General features: G+C 54.7%; 12 protein-coding genes. 5 read left to right on the top strand and 7 right to left on the bottom strand.

The features are described 5' to 3' along the window. Nucleotides 1–20: 20 nt before the first annotated feature. Both MT343_RS11275 and MT343_RS11280 read right to left on the bottom strand, forming a co-directional pair. Nucleotides 21–932 carry a copper resistance protein B gene (locus MT343_RS11275; protein WP_243989388.1) on the bottom strand — a complete coding sequence of 304 codons (912 nt, stop codon included), beginning with the start codon at nucleotides 930–932 and terminating at the stop codon, nucleotides 21–23. Beyond that, nucleotides 929–2,875 (bottom strand): copper resistance system multicopper oxidase, encoded by a 1,947-nt coding sequence (locus tag MT343_RS11280; protein ID WP_243989389.1) that lies wholly within the window; start codon nucleotides 2,873–2,875, stop codon nucleotides 929–931. Before MT343_RS11280 ends, MT343_RS11275 begins: the two co-directional genes overlap by 4 nt. Nucleotides 2,876–3,041: 166 nt before the next feature. Between MT343_RS11280 and MT343_RS11285 the strand changes: the two genes are divergently transcribed. From MT343_RS11285 to MT343_RS11295, 3 genes are all read left to right on the top strand, one after another. Beyond that, complete coding sequence (locus tag MT343_RS11285) at nucleotides 3,042–3,725, top strand: heavy metal response regulator transcription factor (protein ID WP_145470515.1); 684 nt, start codon at nucleotides 3,042–3,044, stop codon at nucleotides 3,723–3,725. Further along, nucleotides 3,715–5,130, top strand: coding sequence for a heavy metal sensor histidine kinase (locus MT343_RS11290; protein ID WP_145470513.1), 1,416 nt, complete (start codon nucleotides 3,715–3,717; stop codon nucleotides 5,128–5,130). The genes MT343_RS11285 and MT343_RS11290 overlap by 11 nt, the downstream gene beginning before the upstream one ends. Before the next feature lie 126 nt (nucleotides 5,131–5,256). Further along, nucleotides 5,257–5,565, top strand: coding sequence for a hypothetical protein (locus tag MT343_RS11295; RefSeq protein ID WP_145470511.1), 309 nt, complete (start codon nucleotides 5,257–5,259; stop codon nucleotides 5,563–5,565). Here the strand turns inward: MT343_RS11295 and MT343_RS11300 are convergent. Continuing rightward, complete coding sequence (locus MT343_RS11300) at nucleotides 5,562–6,110, bottom strand: PadR family transcriptional regulator (RefSeq protein ID WP_145470509.1); 549 nt, start codon at nucleotides 6,108–6,110, stop codon at nucleotides 5,562–5,564. The genes MT343_RS11295 and MT343_RS11300 overlap by 4 nt on opposite strands. A 113-nt stretch (nucleotides 6,111–6,223) precedes the next feature. Here MT343_RS11300 and MT343_RS11305 point away from each other — a divergent pair, with 113 nt between their 5' ends. Together MT343_RS11305 and MT343_RS11310 are read left to right on the top strand one after the other, a co-directional pair. Next, the gene (locus MT343_RS11305) at nucleotides 6,224–8,248 is read left to right on the top strand and encodes an NADPH-dependent 2,4-dienoyl-CoA reductase (RefSeq protein ID WP_145470508.1); all 2,025 of its coding nucleotides are present in this window, start codon (nucleotides 6,224–6,226) and stop codon (nucleotides 8,246–8,248) included. 564 nt (nucleotides 8,249–8,812) lie between these two features. Continuing rightward, nucleotides 8,813–9,190: a hypothetical protein gene (locus MT343_RS11310; RefSeq protein WP_145470506.1), complete on the top strand. Its 378-nt coding sequence runs from the start codon at nucleotides 8,813–8,815 to the stop codon at nucleotides 9,188–9,190. A 718-nt stretch (nucleotides 9,191–9,908) separates the two neighbouring features. Here MT343_RS11310 and guaA read toward each other — a convergent pair. From guaA to MT343_RS11330, 4 genes are all read right to left on the bottom strand, one after another. Then, nucleotides 9,909–11,489: a glutamine-hydrolyzing GMP synthase gene (gene guaA / locus MT343_RS11315; RefSeq protein WP_145470504.1), complete on the bottom strand. Its 1,581-nt coding sequence runs from the start codon at nucleotides 11,487–11,489 to the stop codon at nucleotides 9,909–9,911. Nucleotides 11,490–11,555: 66 nt separating this feature from the next. Beyond that, entirely contained in the window at nucleotides 11,556–13,040 is a 1,485-nt protein-coding gene (guaB, locus tag MT343_RS11320) for an IMP dehydrogenase (protein ID WP_145470502.1), read from the bottom strand. A gap of 53 nt (nucleotides 13,041–13,093) precedes the next feature. After that, a complete protein-coding gene (locus MT343_RS11325) occupies nucleotides 13,094–14,002 on the bottom strand; it encodes an alpha/beta hydrolase (protein WP_145470500.1) in 909 nt (302 codons plus the stop codon). Further along, the gene (locus MT343_RS11330; protein WP_186436016.1) at nucleotides 14,002–15,855 is read right to left on the bottom strand and encodes an Lnb N-terminal periplasmic domain-containing protein; all 1,854 of its coding nucleotides are present in this window, start codon (nucleotides 15,853–15,855) and stop codon (nucleotides 14,002–14,004) included. Before MT343_RS11330 ends, MT343_RS11325 begins: the two co-directional genes overlap by 1 nt. Between the last annotated feature and the right edge of the window lie 64 nt (nucleotides 15,856–15,919).

A 15,919-nucleotide genomic window follows, 5' to 3' on the forward strand; every position in this document is an offset into this window, starting at 1 on the left:
TTGAAAAATGGTTATTACCGTTAAAACCAGAACCTTAACCCGGCCACCCAGTCGGCAGCGCGGGGACTATCACCACCGGCCCGGACCGCATCGGCGGTGTCGCCAAACCGGCCCTGCCATTCCACGCCCACATAGGGAGCGAACTGGCGGCTGAACTCATAACGCAGGCGCACGCCGGCATCGATGGCCGAAAGGCCACGGCCGATACCATTATCCGAATCAGACTTGCCGTAGAGGGTCATTTCCGCGCGCGGCTGCACAATCCAGCGCTGCGTTAACAGCAGCTCGTATTCCGCCTCAACCTGCAACAGCGAACGTCCCTGTTCACCGGCATAAAGCGTGGCATCAACCTCGAACCAGTAAGGCGCAAGCCCCTGAATTCCCACTCCGAGCCAGTTACGATCCGGGCCTGAACCACTGTCGTGGCGCACCCCGGCCTGCACATTCCAATAAGCGGTTACAGCATGGCTGTAGAGCAGCTCGGTCTGGCTTTCTTCCAGCGTGCCGGCTACCACCTCGCCCTCAGCCTTGATTACGGCGCGATCGTAGCTGCCACCAAACCAGGCCTGGGCATCGTAGAGTCCGTAATCGCCGTCATCTGCTCTCACCGCCTCAAAACGGTTAAAGGCCACAGCCCAGAAATTGTGCTCATCGGCCAGACGTAAACGGGGTACCGCCGGCAGCACATAAGCACCGCTGTCCAGCGTCATGCCATTGGCATAGCTGTGCGGATCGCGGGCGTCGGCCGGTGCCTTGCCACCCTGCATACGCATCGTGCCCATCGTCATGGGTGCTGATTCTGCGTCCGCCGCTGACGAGGCTGGCATATCATCATGTGACATACCGGCCATGCTCTCAGCCGGGGCTGACAGGCTGTAACTGCTGATAACGATGGCGGCCGCCAGAACGGAGAGCTCTTTGTATATGCTCATGACACCACCACCTCGCGGAACATGCCCGCATCCATATGAAACAGCAGATGGCAGTGCCAGGCCCAACGTCCGAGCGCATCCGCCGTAACCTGAAAACTGATGCGCTGCGCTGGTTGCACCGGAATGGTGTGGCGGCGGGCAACAAACTCGCCGCGTTCGTTTTCCAGCTCACTCCACATGCCGTGCATATGCATAGGATGGGTCATCATGGTGTCGTTCTGCAGAATCACCCGCAGCCGCTCGCCGTGACGGAAATGCACCGGCGTAGACTGGCCGAATTCCAGCCCGTCAAAAGACCAGGCGTAGCGTTCCATATTGCCGGTAAGGTGCAGTTCGACTTCCCGTTCCGGCACCCGCTTATCCAGCGAACCGCCGATGGTATGCAGCATATCCAGAGTCAGCACCCGGTGACCCGGCGGCCGTAATCCACTCTGGCTCAGGTCACGCAATCCGACACCCGGATCATCAAGATTTGTGCGTGGACTATCGACGCGCATATCGGTACCCGGTCCGTATTCGGTGCGGGCATGACGTACGGTTTGAGAAGGCTTCGCCAGTGCCCGGCTATCGTGGTTCATGGTCATGCCATCGTGATTCATGCTCATGCCATCGTGATTCATGGTCATGCCGTCGTGATTCATGCTCATGCCGTCGTGGTTCATGCTCATGCCGTCGTGGTTCATGCTCATGCCATCGTGGTTCATGCCATCCATCGGCATACTGTCGTGGCTCATCCCCTTCATCTGCCCCATCGGCATACTGCCGTGGCCACTGTGGTTCATGCCGTTCATCTGGCCCATCATATCGGCCATGGTCAGCGGCTGCGGAGGGTCCAGCGCCGGCACAATCGCGGTCAGCCCGCTGCGCACTGACAAGGTACCGCTGGCATAGCCGCTGCGATCCATAGATTGCGCAAAAATGGTGTACGCATCCTCCTCAGGCGAAACCACAACATCGTAGGTTTCGCCCGGGCCAAAGCGGAATTCATCTACCGTTACCGGCTCCACATCCTGGCCGTCAGTCTGCACAACCGTCAGCGGCAGACCTGGAATACGCACATCGTAAAAAGTATTGCTGGCGCCGTTAACAAAGCGCAGACGTACTTTCTCACCCTGTTTAAACAGCCCGGTCCAGTTACCGGCAGGGGTTGTGCCGTTCATCAGGTAGGTAAAGGTTTCTGCCGAAACATCGGCCAGATCACCCGGACTCATGCGCATCTGATTCCACATGCGCCGCTGGGAAAGTGCCTGCTGAACCCCGACAGCGGAAACATCATGGGCAAAATCAACAGCCGTTGGCTGGTTAAAATTGTAGTAATCACTCTGGTGCTTGAGCTTGGCGAACACCGCCATCGGATCTTCATCGGTCCAGTCTGAGAGCTGCACAACATAGTCCCGGTCTGCCGGAAAACGCTCACCCGCAGCCGGCAACACGATGATGCTGCCGTACATGCCGGTCATTTCCTGAAAGCCGCTGTGGGAGTGATACCAATAAGTGCCACTCTGTTGCACTTTAAAGCGGTAGGTAAAGGTTTCGCCGGGGGCAATGCCGCGGAAACTGATACCTGGCACACCGTCCATCTGAAACGGCAAAATAATCCCATGCCAGTGAATCGAGGTAGGTACCGACAGACGGTTGGTCACGCGTATGGTGACCGTTTCGCCTTCACGCCAGATCAGCGTCGGTGCCGGAACAGAGCCATTAATCGTCGTCGCTGTCCGTACAACACCGGTAAAATTAACCCGTTGCTCGGCCACTTCTAGGTCGAAACTGGTGCCCTTCAGCAGCGGTACAGACGCACTACCCTCTGCGCCGGCCGCAAACGCGCGGGTTCCCATCAAACCAGACAGTGATAAAGCAACTCCGGCAGTCCCCAGCCCCTGAACAAAGCGCCGTCTCGACAGCGGAGCCTGGCCTTGTGTTAAAGAATATTTTTTATTCATAGACTCAGTCTTAATGTAAAAAATGAATTCAACGGATAGCCTGTAGAATAAGAGCCGGTAACTGACCTCAAAGTGACGCATTGATTACATTGATGTAATGTAACTGTCATCTTATCGTCAGCCACCGATAACTAGACTGCGCCACCTCTGACCTGGGAGTCTGCTGATGAAATTACTCATCATTGAGGACGAAGCTAAAACGGGCGAGTACTTACGCAAAGGGCTCACCGAAGCGGGGTTCTCGGTCTCACTGGCTAATAACGGACTGGACGGCCACCACCTTGCAGTCACCGAAACCTTCGAACTGATTATTCTTGATGTCATGTTGCCGGACATTGATGGCTGGCAGATATTGCGTTCGCTGCGTGAGCGTCATTGCGATACTGCTACGCTGTTTCTCACCGCCCGGGATTCGGTAGATGATCGCGTTAAAGGGCTGGAACTTGGCGCCGATGATTATCTGGTTAAACCCTTTGCCTTTGCTGAATTACTGGCACGCGTAAGAACCCTGCTACGACGGGGGCAGCCCAAATCCGAACTGGATGAAATGCACATCGCCGATTTAACCCTGGATCTCAAACGCCGGGTTGCTCACCGCAATAAACAACGTATTAATCTGACCAACAAAGAATTTGCCTTACTGGAATTAATGTTAAGACGCCAGGGCGAAGTTTTGCCACGCTCCTTAATTGCTTCTCAGGTCTGGGATATGAATTTTGACAGCGACACCAATGTTATTGATGTTGCCATACGGCGCTTACGATCAAAAATTGATGACGATTTTGAAACCAAATTAATTCATACCGTGCGCGGCATGGGCTACGTTCTGGACGCTCAGCGTGAAATCTGACCGCCGTCCCCTGTCATTAGCGCTGCATATGGCACTGCTGGTCGGTTTGGCCATCGTGCTTTGCTTTATCATTCTGGGTTTGCTGGTGCAACGATCAGTGTTGCACCATTTTAATCAGCAGGATGCCGATGAGCTCCGCGTGGTTGCCCTTTCAGTTGAAAAAGCGATTCTGGGGCTGGATAAATTTACCGGGCAGACACTGGAGTCCCGGTTGCAAAATGCTGTTTCCGGTCATCACGGTATTTACTTTGCGGTGTTCGATAAGCAGGGATTACCCATCTATACAGGTACCGAGCCGGACTTTTCGCCACTGCTCAACAATGCATCCGTAATCAAATCAATTCGGGCAGACAATTTATATAAATGGCAGACCGGAGATCACCAATATCAGGGAGCAATACTCACACCAGAGTCACTGAATCGTTTTATTGATGGCGCTAAAATTGCGGTCGCGGTGACCACCGATTTTCACCACGATTTTATGCAGAATTTCCGTAAAACCCTGTGGGGCCTGATGCTGCTCGCCGGCATCCTGACAATTGTTGCGGCCTGGGTAGCTATTCGTATCGGCCACCGGCCACTCCACCGGCTGAGCAAAGAAATTCAGAATATTGATGTACACAACCTCAGCCATCGCCTGAATTCCGACCACGCCCCCGAAGAATTAAGCGAACTGATTCAGGCCTTTAATGAAATGATCAGCCACGTTGAAGAGAGCTTTCAGAAGCTTTCCCAGTTTTCAGCGGATATTGCCCATGAATTGCGAACACCAATTACCAACCTCAGCACCCAAACTCAGGTAGCGCTCAATAAAGACAGAAGCACAGAAGAATACCGCGACATACTTTATTCCAGCCTTGAAGAGTACGACAGACTCAGCGTTATGATCCGCGATATGCTGTGGCTGGCAAAAACTGACAATAAACAATTAACGCTGGAAAAAATCTCACTGAACCTGGCAGAAGAAATCAAAGCGCTTACCGACTACTTTGAACCGCTGGCGGAAGAAAAACAGGTGCCGCTTAAAGTATCGGGTGACGCCGTAATGGCTGAGGTAGACCGCACCATGTTCCGGCGGGCTCTGAACAACCTGATATCCAACGCCATCAACCACAGCCCAGCGGGAGCAGACGTCGGTATCTGCGTAACACAGCAGGAAAATCAGGCGCTGATCACGATTGAAAATGGCGGGAAAAAGATCGATGAGAAACACCTGAGCCGGCTGTTTGACCGCTTTTACCAGACAGACCCCTCCAGAGGGAACAGCCAGCGTGAAGGTGTGGGGCTTGGTCTGGCAATCGTCAAATCCATTGCAGAACTTCATCATGGCTCTATCGAAGTGACATCGGTTCCGGACAAAACCCGGTTTATGCTCAGGCTGCCCATTAACAGCCCGAATCAGTAAATACTAACTCTTCAATAAACAGCCGATAAATGCTGTATGGCGCAAACTATACGGTTGTGATTCTGAATAGACGCAGCTCTGCACCTCTGAAACTCAGCACCTCTGCAACTATTTCCCCGGTAAAAAATGCTGCTCAATACCGCAGCTATTATTCTGCTGCTGAGTGCCATTGCGTTAATCATTAAAACTTTTCTTAATTTTAATCAGGCAAAACTGAACGATCTGAACCGGATAGCCCCATCCGCTGACCTTACTGGTTTTTACCTGCTCTGTGCAATCAACCCGCTGGCGCTTTCTGCTGTCATCAGGAAGGTGAGACGACGGAACAGCCGCGAAATCAGTTACTCCGGGATAAGGTGCGCGCAGGATTATAAGGCAGGGCAACTGGCCACCATGCCACATTGGTTGACGGCAAAAGAGATTACCCGCGCTTAACTCTCTGCGGGTTCCAGCGCCTCCAGCAGCGCCAGCGCTTTTTCGCAAAAGCGGATATGCTCGCGCTCCGTAGCCAGACCGGACTGCAGAATCAGATACTGCAATTGCTCAGCCGCCGATAATTCCCGGCCGGTGAAATCACGCTGTTCAATGTCTTCATACAAAGCCAGCTGCGTGCGGTGCCGGGCCAGCCTGTGCAGCAGATCATTCTCAACCCCGGCGCCTGTGCCCAGTGCAGCTTCCGCCCTTAAGCGCACCATCATGGCATCGCGCAAAGGTGGCGGGTCATCCGCCTCCGCCACCCAGCGTTTAAGTTCCTGCTCACCCGCAGGCAAGACCTCGTAGCACCGCTTCCGGCCACGCGCACCCTCTTCTGCAGTTGAGCGAACCCAGCCAGCGGCCTCCAGCTTGCCCAGCTCTTTGTATATCTGCTGATGCGTCGCCGGCCAGAAGAAGCCGATGGAACGCCCGAAGCGCCGGGCCAGATCCATACCCGAGCAGGGTTGCTCCAGCAACGAGGTCAGTAACGCATGAGGCAATGACATAGGTAACTCATTTAAGGATTTCCGACGCAGGATAATGCTTTTATGCAACAAGTTGCAATTAAAGACTCCAGTGAGTATAAAGATGCAACTAATTGCATAAAAGGATCACCGTGATGACCTCGACGCTTTACCCTCACCTGCTTGCGCCACTGGATCTGGGCTTTACCACCCTTCGTAACCGCGTGCTTATGGGCTCCATGCACCTGGGCCTGGAAGAAGTTGAACACGGCTTCGAGCGCATGGCCGCCTTCTACGCCGAACGGGCCCGTGGTGGCGTTGGTCTGATCGTAACCGGTGGTATTTCACCGGATGAATACGGTGTTGTTTTTCAGGGTTCAGCCAAACTGACGACCGAGGAAGAAGCCGAACATCACCGCGTGGTCACAGACGCCGTGCACGCCAATGGCGGCAAAATTGCCATGCAGATTCTGCACACCGGCCGCTACAGCTACCAGCCGAACCAGATTGCACCCAGCGCCTTAAAAGCGCCGATCAACCCTTTCGTACCGCGTGAACTGAGCCACGACCAGATTCTGGAAACCATCGAGAGCTTCGCCCGTTGTGCAGGTCTGGCACAGAGAGCAGGCTACGATGGCGTCGAAGTGATGGGCTCCGAAGGCTACCTGATCAACCAGTTTATTGCTGCGCGCACCAACCATCGTGACGATGAATGGGGCGGCAGTTACGAAAACCGCATCCGCTTCGCGATCGAAATTGTGCGCAAAGTGCGTGAACGTGTCGGACCGGAATTTATCATCCTGTACCGTCTGTCTATGCTCGATCTGGTCGAAGGTGGTTCAACCCTCGACGAAGTGATCCAGCTGGCCAAAGCCATTGAAGCCGCCGGCGCCACCATCATCACCACCGGCATCGGCTGGCACGAAGCACGCGTACCGACCATTGCCACCAAGGTGCCACGTGCGGCGTTCGCCTGGGTCACCAAACAACTGATGAGCGCCGTGAAGATTCCACTGGTCACCACCAACCGCATCAACACGCCGGAAGTGGGCGAACAGATACTGGCGGACGGCTGTGCCGACATGGTGTCGATGGCACGTCCGTTCCTGGCCGATGCCTTCTTTGTTGAAAAAGCCGCTCAGGGCCGCGCCGACGAAATCAACACCTGCATCGGCTGTAACCAGGCCTGTCTCGACCAGACCTTCGCCATGAAAATCACCTCCTGTCTGGTCAACCCACGCGCCTGCCACGAGACTGAAATTCCACTGCAGGACACCACCGCCGCCAAACGCATTGCGGTGGTCGGTGCCGGCCCGGCAGGATTGGGCTTCGCCGTTACCGCCGCCCAGCGTGGACACCATGTTGAGCTGTTTGATGCCGGCAGCCAGATCGGCGGCCAGTTCAACATTGCCAAAACCGTACCGGGCAAAGAAGAGTTCTACGAAACCCTGCGCTACTTCGGTAAACAGATCGAACTGACCGGGGTAAAACTCAACCTCAATACCCGCGTTACCGCCGAAGAACTGAAAGCCGCAGGCTTCGACGAAGTCGTACTGGCAACCGGTATTGTGCCGCGCACACCACCCGTGCCGGGCATCGACCATCCGAAAGTAATGAGCTATCTCGACGTATTGCGTGACCGTAAGCCCGTCGGCAAAAAAGTCGCGATTATCGGTGCCGGTGGTATTGGTTTTGATGTGGCCGAATTCCTGACCCATGAAGGCGAAAGCGCCAGCCTCAACACCGCTAAGTTCAATCAGGAATGGGGCATTGATACCAGCTATGCCACCGCCGGTGGTCTGAAAGCACCCGAAGTGGAAATGCCGCAACGTGAGATTTTCCTGCTGCAACGTAAGCAGAAAAAACTGACCGGGCCGGGCAAAACCACCGGCTGGATTCACCGTGCAGGGCTTGAAGCTCGCGACGTAAAACTGATGCCGGGTGTTAGCTACGACCTCATTGATGATCAGGGCCTGCACATCACTATTAACGGTGAAGCCAAGGTGCTGGACGTCGATAACATCGTCATCTGTGCCGGTCAGGAATCTGAGCGCGGTTTATTTAACGAACTGCAGGACAGCGGCCTCAGCGTTCACCTTATTGGTGGTGCCGACGTTGCCGCCGAACTGGATGCACGCCGTGCGATTGATCAGGGTGTGCGCCTCGCAGCAAAACTCTGATGCTGCCCTGCCCCCTTATCTTTTTTAAAAGATAAGGGGGCGATTCATAAAGTGCATTTATTCCGGATGTTCTTCACTTCATTACACCCGCCTGATCTTCTCTAGGGCCTGTTAACACTAATTAAACAGGCCTGTTATTGGCTAAAAATTTCTCAGGCAAGACGCTGAGAGTGTGGGATGTTCAGCACATCCCTGTGCTTCACCCCTTCGGGGTTGGCACGCCAACCTGTTCCAGACAGGTTGGTAACGGGTTAAGCGAGCGAACAGCAACGCAGGATGAGGGGTTTTTAGCCATAACCCTTCGGGCTGAGGCCAGTTTTCCCCATTAACATCGTCGTTCGTCATTCATTTAGCCCGCTAATATCACTCCTCTCTCCTTGTTCTGAGAAAAACTGGCTCTCAGCAGGCCCGATTCACTTAGTGTTAACAGGTCCTAGGAAAACAGGCGCCACTTCAGACCGGCTTGGCCATACCAGAATAATAAAACGTATAATCTGCGGTAATATTCGTCACCGTAACCGCCCTTATAACGGCCTCCGACAATAATAAAACGATGACTCCACCATGACTCTGAATATAAATAACGCGCCAGCACTGCAACTCTCGCCGCGGCAGAAAATGCTGCTCAACATCGGAGCCTTTATTCTGCTGCTGACCGCTATTGCCTTAACCATTATGGCTTTTGTTGGTTTTAATCAGGCAAAGCTTAACTACCTGAGCTGGGTAGCCCCATCCGTTGATCTGACCGGTTTTTATCTGCTCTGGACAATCAACCTGCTGTCGGCATTAAGCATAGCGATTTCAGGATTTTTGCTGCTGAAACAGCGCCGTTACTCACTCTGGTTGCTGATCCCACTGGCCATTTGCGGGCTATGGACAAGCATGATCAGTCTCACAGCGCTGCTTCCGCTGGTGTTTTCTGGTGGGAGTCAGGAAGGTTAGGTAGAAAAATAGCTACGGGGTCGCTGGATATTGGATATTCAAGCAGCAGGCACTACCACGCGGAGCGTGGGAGCGAGTCGGAGCGTTGTAGCGAGCACGAGCCTTCGCGGCTAAAAGCCACTCACACAGGGCAGCGCCTGCTTTGAAATGCGGCTTCGCGTTACGATTAATGCGCCTGCAGGACGCCGGTTTGAATAAGTCTGCGCCGGTACGTCCCGGCATGGATGCCGGACGAGCGAATAGGCCCAGGGACGGGCCATTATTCGCGTTATCGAGATCGCAGAGTTATTCAGATCGGATTAAGTCCTGCACAGCGCGAAGCGGGCCGATTGTGTGCTCCTGCACAATCTGCATTTCCGCCATCCATGGCGGTCAGGAGTAAGCGCCCAACCGACGTGAGGGGTAAGACCCCTCAAAGAGGTCATAAAACCCGGCGGCAGCCAAATACGCCAGTCCGCGCAGCGGCTACAACTCAGAGCACCACCACTCCCACCACTCCCACCACTCCCACCACCAAGCCACAGGCACTACCACGCAGAACGTGGGAGCGAGTCGTTCAAAGCACCACCGCCAAGCAGCAGGCACTACCACGCGGAGCGTGGGAGCGAGTCACTCCCGCCACCAATAAAAACGGCAGCCGAAGCTGCCGTTTTTATTATCCCGTCATGCGACAAGCACTACCACACAGAGCGTGGTAGCAAGCCGTAAACCTGTCGGTTTACTCCCACTCAATCGTCGCTGGCGGCTTGCTCGACACATCGTAGGTCACGCGGGAAACATGCTCGATTTCGTTAATAATACGGTTCGATACTTTTTCCAGCAGCTCGTACGGCAGGTGCGCCCAACGGGCCGTCATAAAGTCGATGGTTTCTACCGCACGCAGGGCAATCACCCACTCGTAACGGCGGGCATCACCCACTACGCCCACGGATTTCTGCGGAATAAATACCGCGAAAGCCTGGGAGGTTTTGTGGTACCAGTCGAAGTTATGCAGCTCTTCAATAAAGATGGCATCGGCTTCGCGCAGGATGTCGGCGTATTCTTTTTTCACTTCACCCAGAATACGTACACCCAGACCCGGACCCGGGAACGGATGACGGTAAACCATATCGTATGGCAGACCCAGTTCCAGACCGATTTTACGCACTTCGTCTTTAAACAGTTCGCGTAGTGGTTCAACCAGTTCCATCTTCATATCGTCCGGCAGACCGCCAACGTTATGGTGGGATTTAATCACGTGGGCTTTACCGGTTTTGGAAGCCGCTGATTCAATCACGTCCGGATAAATCGTACCCTGGGCGAGGAAGTTTACGTCGGTCAGTTTGGTGGCTTCGGCATCGAATACTTCGATGAATTTACCGCCAATGATCTTACGCTTGGCTTCAGGCTCAGATACGCCGGCCAGTGCATCGAGGAACAGTTTCTCGGCATCGGCACGGATAACACGTACGCCCATGTTTTTGGCGAACATATCCATAACGGCATCGCCTTCGTTCTTACGCAGCAGGCCGTTATCAACGAACACACAGGTCAGCTGGTCGCCGATGGCTTTGTGCAGCAGCGCGGCAACCACAGAAGAATCGACACCACCAGACAGGCCCAGCAGAACTTTCTGCGTGCCCACCTGAGCGCGGACTTTTTCGATCTGGTCTTCGATGATTTTTGCTGGTGTCCACAGCGCTTCACAGCCACAGATTTCCAGTACGAAATGTTCGAGCAGACGCTTGCCCTGCAGGGTGTGGGTTACTTCCGGGTGGAACTGTACGCCGAAGAAGTTTTTCTCAGCGTGGAACATACCGGCAATCGGGCAGCTTGGCGTTGAGGCCATCAGCTCGAAGCCTTCCGGCATGCGCACCACTTTGTCACCGTGGCTCATCCATACGTCAAGCAGGGCTTTACCGCTGGCAGCGTCGACATGGTCTTTGATGTCGTGCAGCAGACGGCTGTTACCTTCTACCGCAATCTGGGCGTAACCAAATTCGCGGATGGTGGAGCTTTCTACCTTGCCGCCCATCTGTTCGGCCATGGTCTGCATGCCGTAGCAGATACCCAGTACCGGCAGCCCCATGTTGAACACGACTTCCGGCGCACGTGGCGAACCTTCTTCGGTAACCGACTCAGGGCCACCGGCCAGGATAATACCGGTTGGGTTGTATTCGCGGATTTCCGCTTCGTCCATATCCCAGGCACGGATTTCAGAGAAAACACCAATTTCGCGCACACGACGGGCGATCAGCTGGGTGTACTGTGAACCGAAATCCAGAATCAGGATACGTTGAGCATGAATGTCTTGAGACATAACTAATTCCCGTAAAACGAAAGCGGGGATGCAGTGCATCCCCAGAAAAATCAAAGCCCGCTGGTGTTAACCCAGACGGTAGTTTGGCGCTTCTTTGGTAATCTGCACATCGTGCACGTGGGACTCTTTCATCCCTGCGGCCGTAATGCGCACAAACTGTGGTTTGGTACGCATTTCGTCGATGGTGGCACAACCGGTATAGCCCATGGAGGCACGTACGCCGCCCATCAGCTGATGCACGATATTGGTCAGCGGACCTTTAACGGCGATACGGCCTTCGATACCTTCAGGTACCAGTTTATCGGCACCGGCTTTTTTGTCCTGGAAGTAACGGTCAGAAGAACCCTGCGACTGATCCATGGCGCCCAGCGAGCCCATACCACGGTAAGACTTATAAGCACGGCCCTGGAACAGTTCCACTTCACCCGGTGCCTCGTCGGTACCGGCCAGCATGGAGCCAACCATAATCACGCTGGCACCGGCGGCAATGGCTTTGGCGATATCGCCGGAGAAACGGATACCACCGTCGGCAATCACCGGAATACCGTATTTTTCCATCGCGGCGGCAACGTTAGCCACGGCGGAGATCTGTGGTACACCCACACCGGCAACGATACGGGTAGTACAGATAGAACCCGGGCCGATACCCACTTTCACGCCGTCAACACCGACCTCAGCCAGCGCAATCGCCGCTTCGGCGGTGGCGATGTTACCGCCAATTACCTGCACCTGCGGGTAGTTTTCTTTTACCCAGCGCACACGGTCAATAACACCGGTACCAAAGGCATTGGAGGTGTGGCCGTGGGCAGTGTCCACCACGATCACGTCAACACCGGCTTTTACCAGCGCAGCAACGCGCTCGTCGGTACCAGCACCGGTACCCACCGCAGCACCGACCAGCAGACGACCCTGGTCATCTTTGGCAGCGTTCGGGTAAGCACGGGCTTTATCGATGTCTTTTACCGTCATCAGACCGGCCAGTTTGCCTGCGGCATTCAGCACCAGAATTTTTTCGATACGGTTAATATGCAGCAGGTCCTGTACGTCCTGGGCACTGGTGCCTTCCTGAACGGTAACCAGCTGATCTTTAGGGGTCATCACGCTGGCGACGGTGGCGTCGAGGTTTTTCTCAAAACGCACGTCACGGCTGGTCACAATACCCACCAGCTCATCGCCATCCACAACCGGCATACCGGAGATGTTGTGCAGCTGAGTCAGCTCCAGCAATTCACGGATGGTGGTGGTGCTTGGTACGGTGATAGGGTCTTTAACCACACCGCTTTCGAATTTTTTAACCTTACGGACTTCCGCGGCCTGTTCTTCGATGGTGAGGTTCTTATGTACGATACCCAGACCGCCTTCCTGTGCAATGGCAATGGCCAGACGGGCTTCGGTTACGGTATCCATGGCGGCAGAGATCAGCGGGATGTTGAGCTGAATGCCACGGGTCAGGCGGGTTTTCAGGGTAACCTGATTGGGCAGAACTTCGGAATAACCGGGAACCAGCAGCACGTCATCAAAGGTGAGTGCATCCTGAGCGATTCGCAACATAAAGTGCCTTCCAGAACGAGGGTATGGGAAAGGCGCAGCATTATAACGAAAGCTCAGGGAGCGGTAAACGCCGGACAGCGTTGAGTTTGCAGGAAACTGAAGGTCGCCTCGCGCAGATCGGCAAAGGCAAAGGAGGCAATGTGGCCGCCGCGGCTGTCGAGCCAGCACAGCGCACTGTTGTCTGCACTGCCGCCCTGCTGCCCACGCTGCGCGCTCATACGGGTAAAAATTTCGCGCCCCTGCTGATAGGGAATCACCCGGTCATCCGCGCTGTGCATGATCAGCGTCGGGATGGTAATGGCGGCGGCGTGATCTTCCGGGTCCCAGTCGGTGGGTACCAGAACGGTAAAGGGCCAGATCAGCCAGCCGATCAGGTTGCTGCTCATTGCATGGCGGGCAACCGCTGCGAAACCACTGAAAGGCGCATCGAGAACCAGCGCCTGAATCTGATACTCATCCTGCGCACGGGCAACAAAGTTGATGGCCAGCGCCGCGCCAATACTCTGCCCTAACACCACCAGCTGTTTATCCGGATGCTGCCTACGCAGCCATTGTGCAGCGGCTTCGATATCCTGCAGCACATCGGGCATCAGTGCCTGCCCTTCCGAGGCGCCAAAACCGCGGTAATCCAATGCCAGCACGCTGACGCCCTGCTGCGGCAACCAGTAAATACTGCGGCTGTGGCTGCTGATATTTTCGGCATTGCCGTGCAGATACAGCACCATAATGCCACTGTCTTCGCCCTGCGCCGGCAGCCACCAGCTGTGCAGCCGGGTGCCGTCATGGGCGCGGAGGCTAATGTCTTCGTAAGGCAGTGGCACATCGGCAGGGGTCGAGATCCAGACGGTCTGCGGATAGAAAAACAGGCCGGTGGTGGCGGTACAACCGCCCAGCATCAGCACAATAAGCAGCGCCGGTGCCAGACTAATTGGTCTGCGTAATACCCGCACCACCCGTCTCATCAGAAATACCACTGCATACCGGCGGAGACTTCACTGACACCTGCGGTGCCGGCATCGGTGGCAAACAACTGACGTTCAGCTTTTAAGCGTAACTGCAGATTCTGCCCCAGCGCATAACCACCCTCGGCACGCAGGCTGCGACGTACGGTGTCATCACCGGTATTCAGCGGCTGCCAGTTGGCTTCGACCTGCGCCTGCACCTGCTCATGTTGCAACAGCCAGCCAACACGCGGGCCGAAGCTGAGCTGGTAGCCATCTTCAAACTGGTTATCCGCCAGCAACTGGGTTTCTGCCAGACCATACCAGCGACCGAGCGCGGTCTGATACGCCCGGCCAAAGGCCACTTTTAAATAGCCATGCAGCTCAGCTTCAGCCCCCAGAAAACGCTCGGCACCGGCGGTTACCGCCCAGGCTACCGGACGCTGAAAATAGGTTTGATGACTGAGCGACAGCACATCCACCACTTTAAAGCGTTGCAGCTTAACGCCTTCATCTTCCCAGACACGCAGATCCCACTGCCCCATCTGAATCTGTGAGCCAGGCACAAAACCGGACGGCAGATCGAGGACGTCGTGGTAAGCAATACGCCAGCTCAGATCGCTGTAGGCCTGAGTCTCACCAGATGCACTCACCTGCCCGCCCCAGAGGCCGGCACGGGAAGTGAGATGGCCCTGATCATCACGCACAGCAGGCATTGGCACATCGGTAAAATCCGCCGTCGCCGGACGTTTGGCCCGGGCTGACAGTAAGGCCAGGGTGCGTTTACGCAACACCGGATTGGCCTGCTTTTTCTTGATTGCCAGATAACGGGCATAAGCGTGGCTGAGTTCCAGTGCACGCACCTGATCCTGTGCATTTAAGCCGGCGATCAGGCTTTCGATATCCTCGTCGCTGTCGACCAGAGCCTGCGCCGCAGCCAGCACGTCGTCATTCACCTGAGTGCTTTTAAATTCCATATCACTGGCGGCTGAAGGACGGTATTCGGTATTTTCCACCAGGTCGTTTTGCCATAACGCGCGGATGGTATCGACCGGCACGGCTTTATAGGTAAAAGCCTCGGCTAAATCGGCGCGTTCTGAACTGGCATCGAGTAATGCCAGCAGACGATAAGAACAGTTTTCGTCAAAGAAAAAATAATCGTAATAAGTGTCTTTGGTTTCCCAGATGTGGCGCACAAACTGCGCGACTTCGGCTTCGGTAAAATTCAGCCGGTATTCCCACACATCGCGGTATTCCATGTGCTGATATTCATTGGTTTTTACGTAGTACGGCATCACCGATACCACGCCGGGGTAACCACCACTTAAACCTTTATAACTGAATACCAGTTCGTTATCGGTTGGGTCGGCATTGGCGGCAAAATTAACGCTGTAAGCCAGCAATTTGCTGCGCGAATCGTCGGCGCGGTCCATACGCACCAGCGTGTGGCCATACATCGACGACGGAGAATTAATATGGGAAGCCGGAAAAATAAGCGTTAAGGCATGGGCGTCGAGTTCGTCGCGCCATTCTTCAAATGCCGGGCAGCGCTGATCGGTAAATGCCACGTCCGGTAATTGTTGTTTTAACCAATGATAACGTGCAGGAAACTGACACTGCGCCGATTTATCATCCGCCTGATTAGTTTGTAAAAAAGCATTCAGGTCGGCTTTTAATTCTGCCGCCGGATCTTCTTTGCCATCGGCAGCCAGAAAAAATTCCGGGCTGTCATTCTGACTCAGATGACGTCCTTTAAGCGGGTGAAGACGATAATGCAGTAAATGCGCCCATTGTGGTTTTTCAGCCAATGATTGCAATGCGTCATCGTCTGGCAGAGATGTTGCTCCAGCACGCGCTGCGAACGATGCAGCCATTAAAAATCCACAAAGCCCCAGTATCCCTGACCAGCGCATAGCGTTATCTCTCCTTCTTTTTTAA

Source organism: Venatorbacter sp. C2-1 (assembly GCF_022832715.1).
In the GTDB taxonomy this organism is placed as follows: Bacteria; Pseudomonadota; Gammaproteobacteria; order Pseudomonadales; family Oceanobacteraceae; genus Venatoribacter; species Venatoribacter alkanivorans.

Coding starts and splice junctions, on each gene's coding strand:
- MT343_RS11325 (WP_145470500.1), bottom strand. CDS start 14,002: ATGAGACGGGTGGTGCGGGTATTACGCAGACCAATTAGTCTGGCACCG.
- MT343_RS11300 (WP_145470509.1), bottom strand. CDS start 6,110: ATGTCATTGCCTCATGCGTTACTGACCTCGTTGCTGGAGCAACCCTGC.
- MT343_RS11310 (WP_145470506.1), top strand. CDS start 8,813: ATGACTCTGAATATAAATAACGCGCCAGCACTGCAACTCTCGCCGCGG.
- guaB (WP_145470502.1), bottom strand. CDS start 13,040: ATGTTGCGAATCGCTCAGGATGCACTCACCTTTGATGACGTGCTGCTG.
- guaA (WP_145470504.1), bottom strand. CDS start 11,489: ATGTCTCAAGACATTCATGCTCAACGTATCCTGATTCTGGATTTCGGT.
- MT343_RS11275 (WP_243989388.1), bottom strand. CDS start 932: ATGAGCATATACAAAGAGCTCTCCGTTCTGGCGGCCGCCATCGTTATC.
- MT343_RS11330 (WP_186436016.1), bottom strand. CDS start 15,855: ATGGCTGCATCGTTCGCAGCGCGTGCTGGAGCAACATCTCTGCCAGAC.
- MT343_RS11305 (WP_145470508.1), top strand. CDS start 6,224: ATGACCTCGACGCTTTACCCTCACCTGCTTGCGCCACTGGATCTGGGC.
- MT343_RS11295 (WP_145470511.1), top strand. CDS start 5,257: ATGCTGCTCAATACCGCAGCTATTATTCTGCTGCTGAGTGCCATTGCG.
- MT343_RS11280 (WP_243989389.1), bottom strand. CDS start 2,875: ATGAATAAAAAATATTCTTTAACACAAGGCCAGGCTCCGCTGTCGAGA.
- MT343_RS11285 (WP_145470515.1), top strand. CDS start 3,042: ATGAAATTACTCATCATTGAGGACGAAGCTAAAACGGGCGAGTACTTA.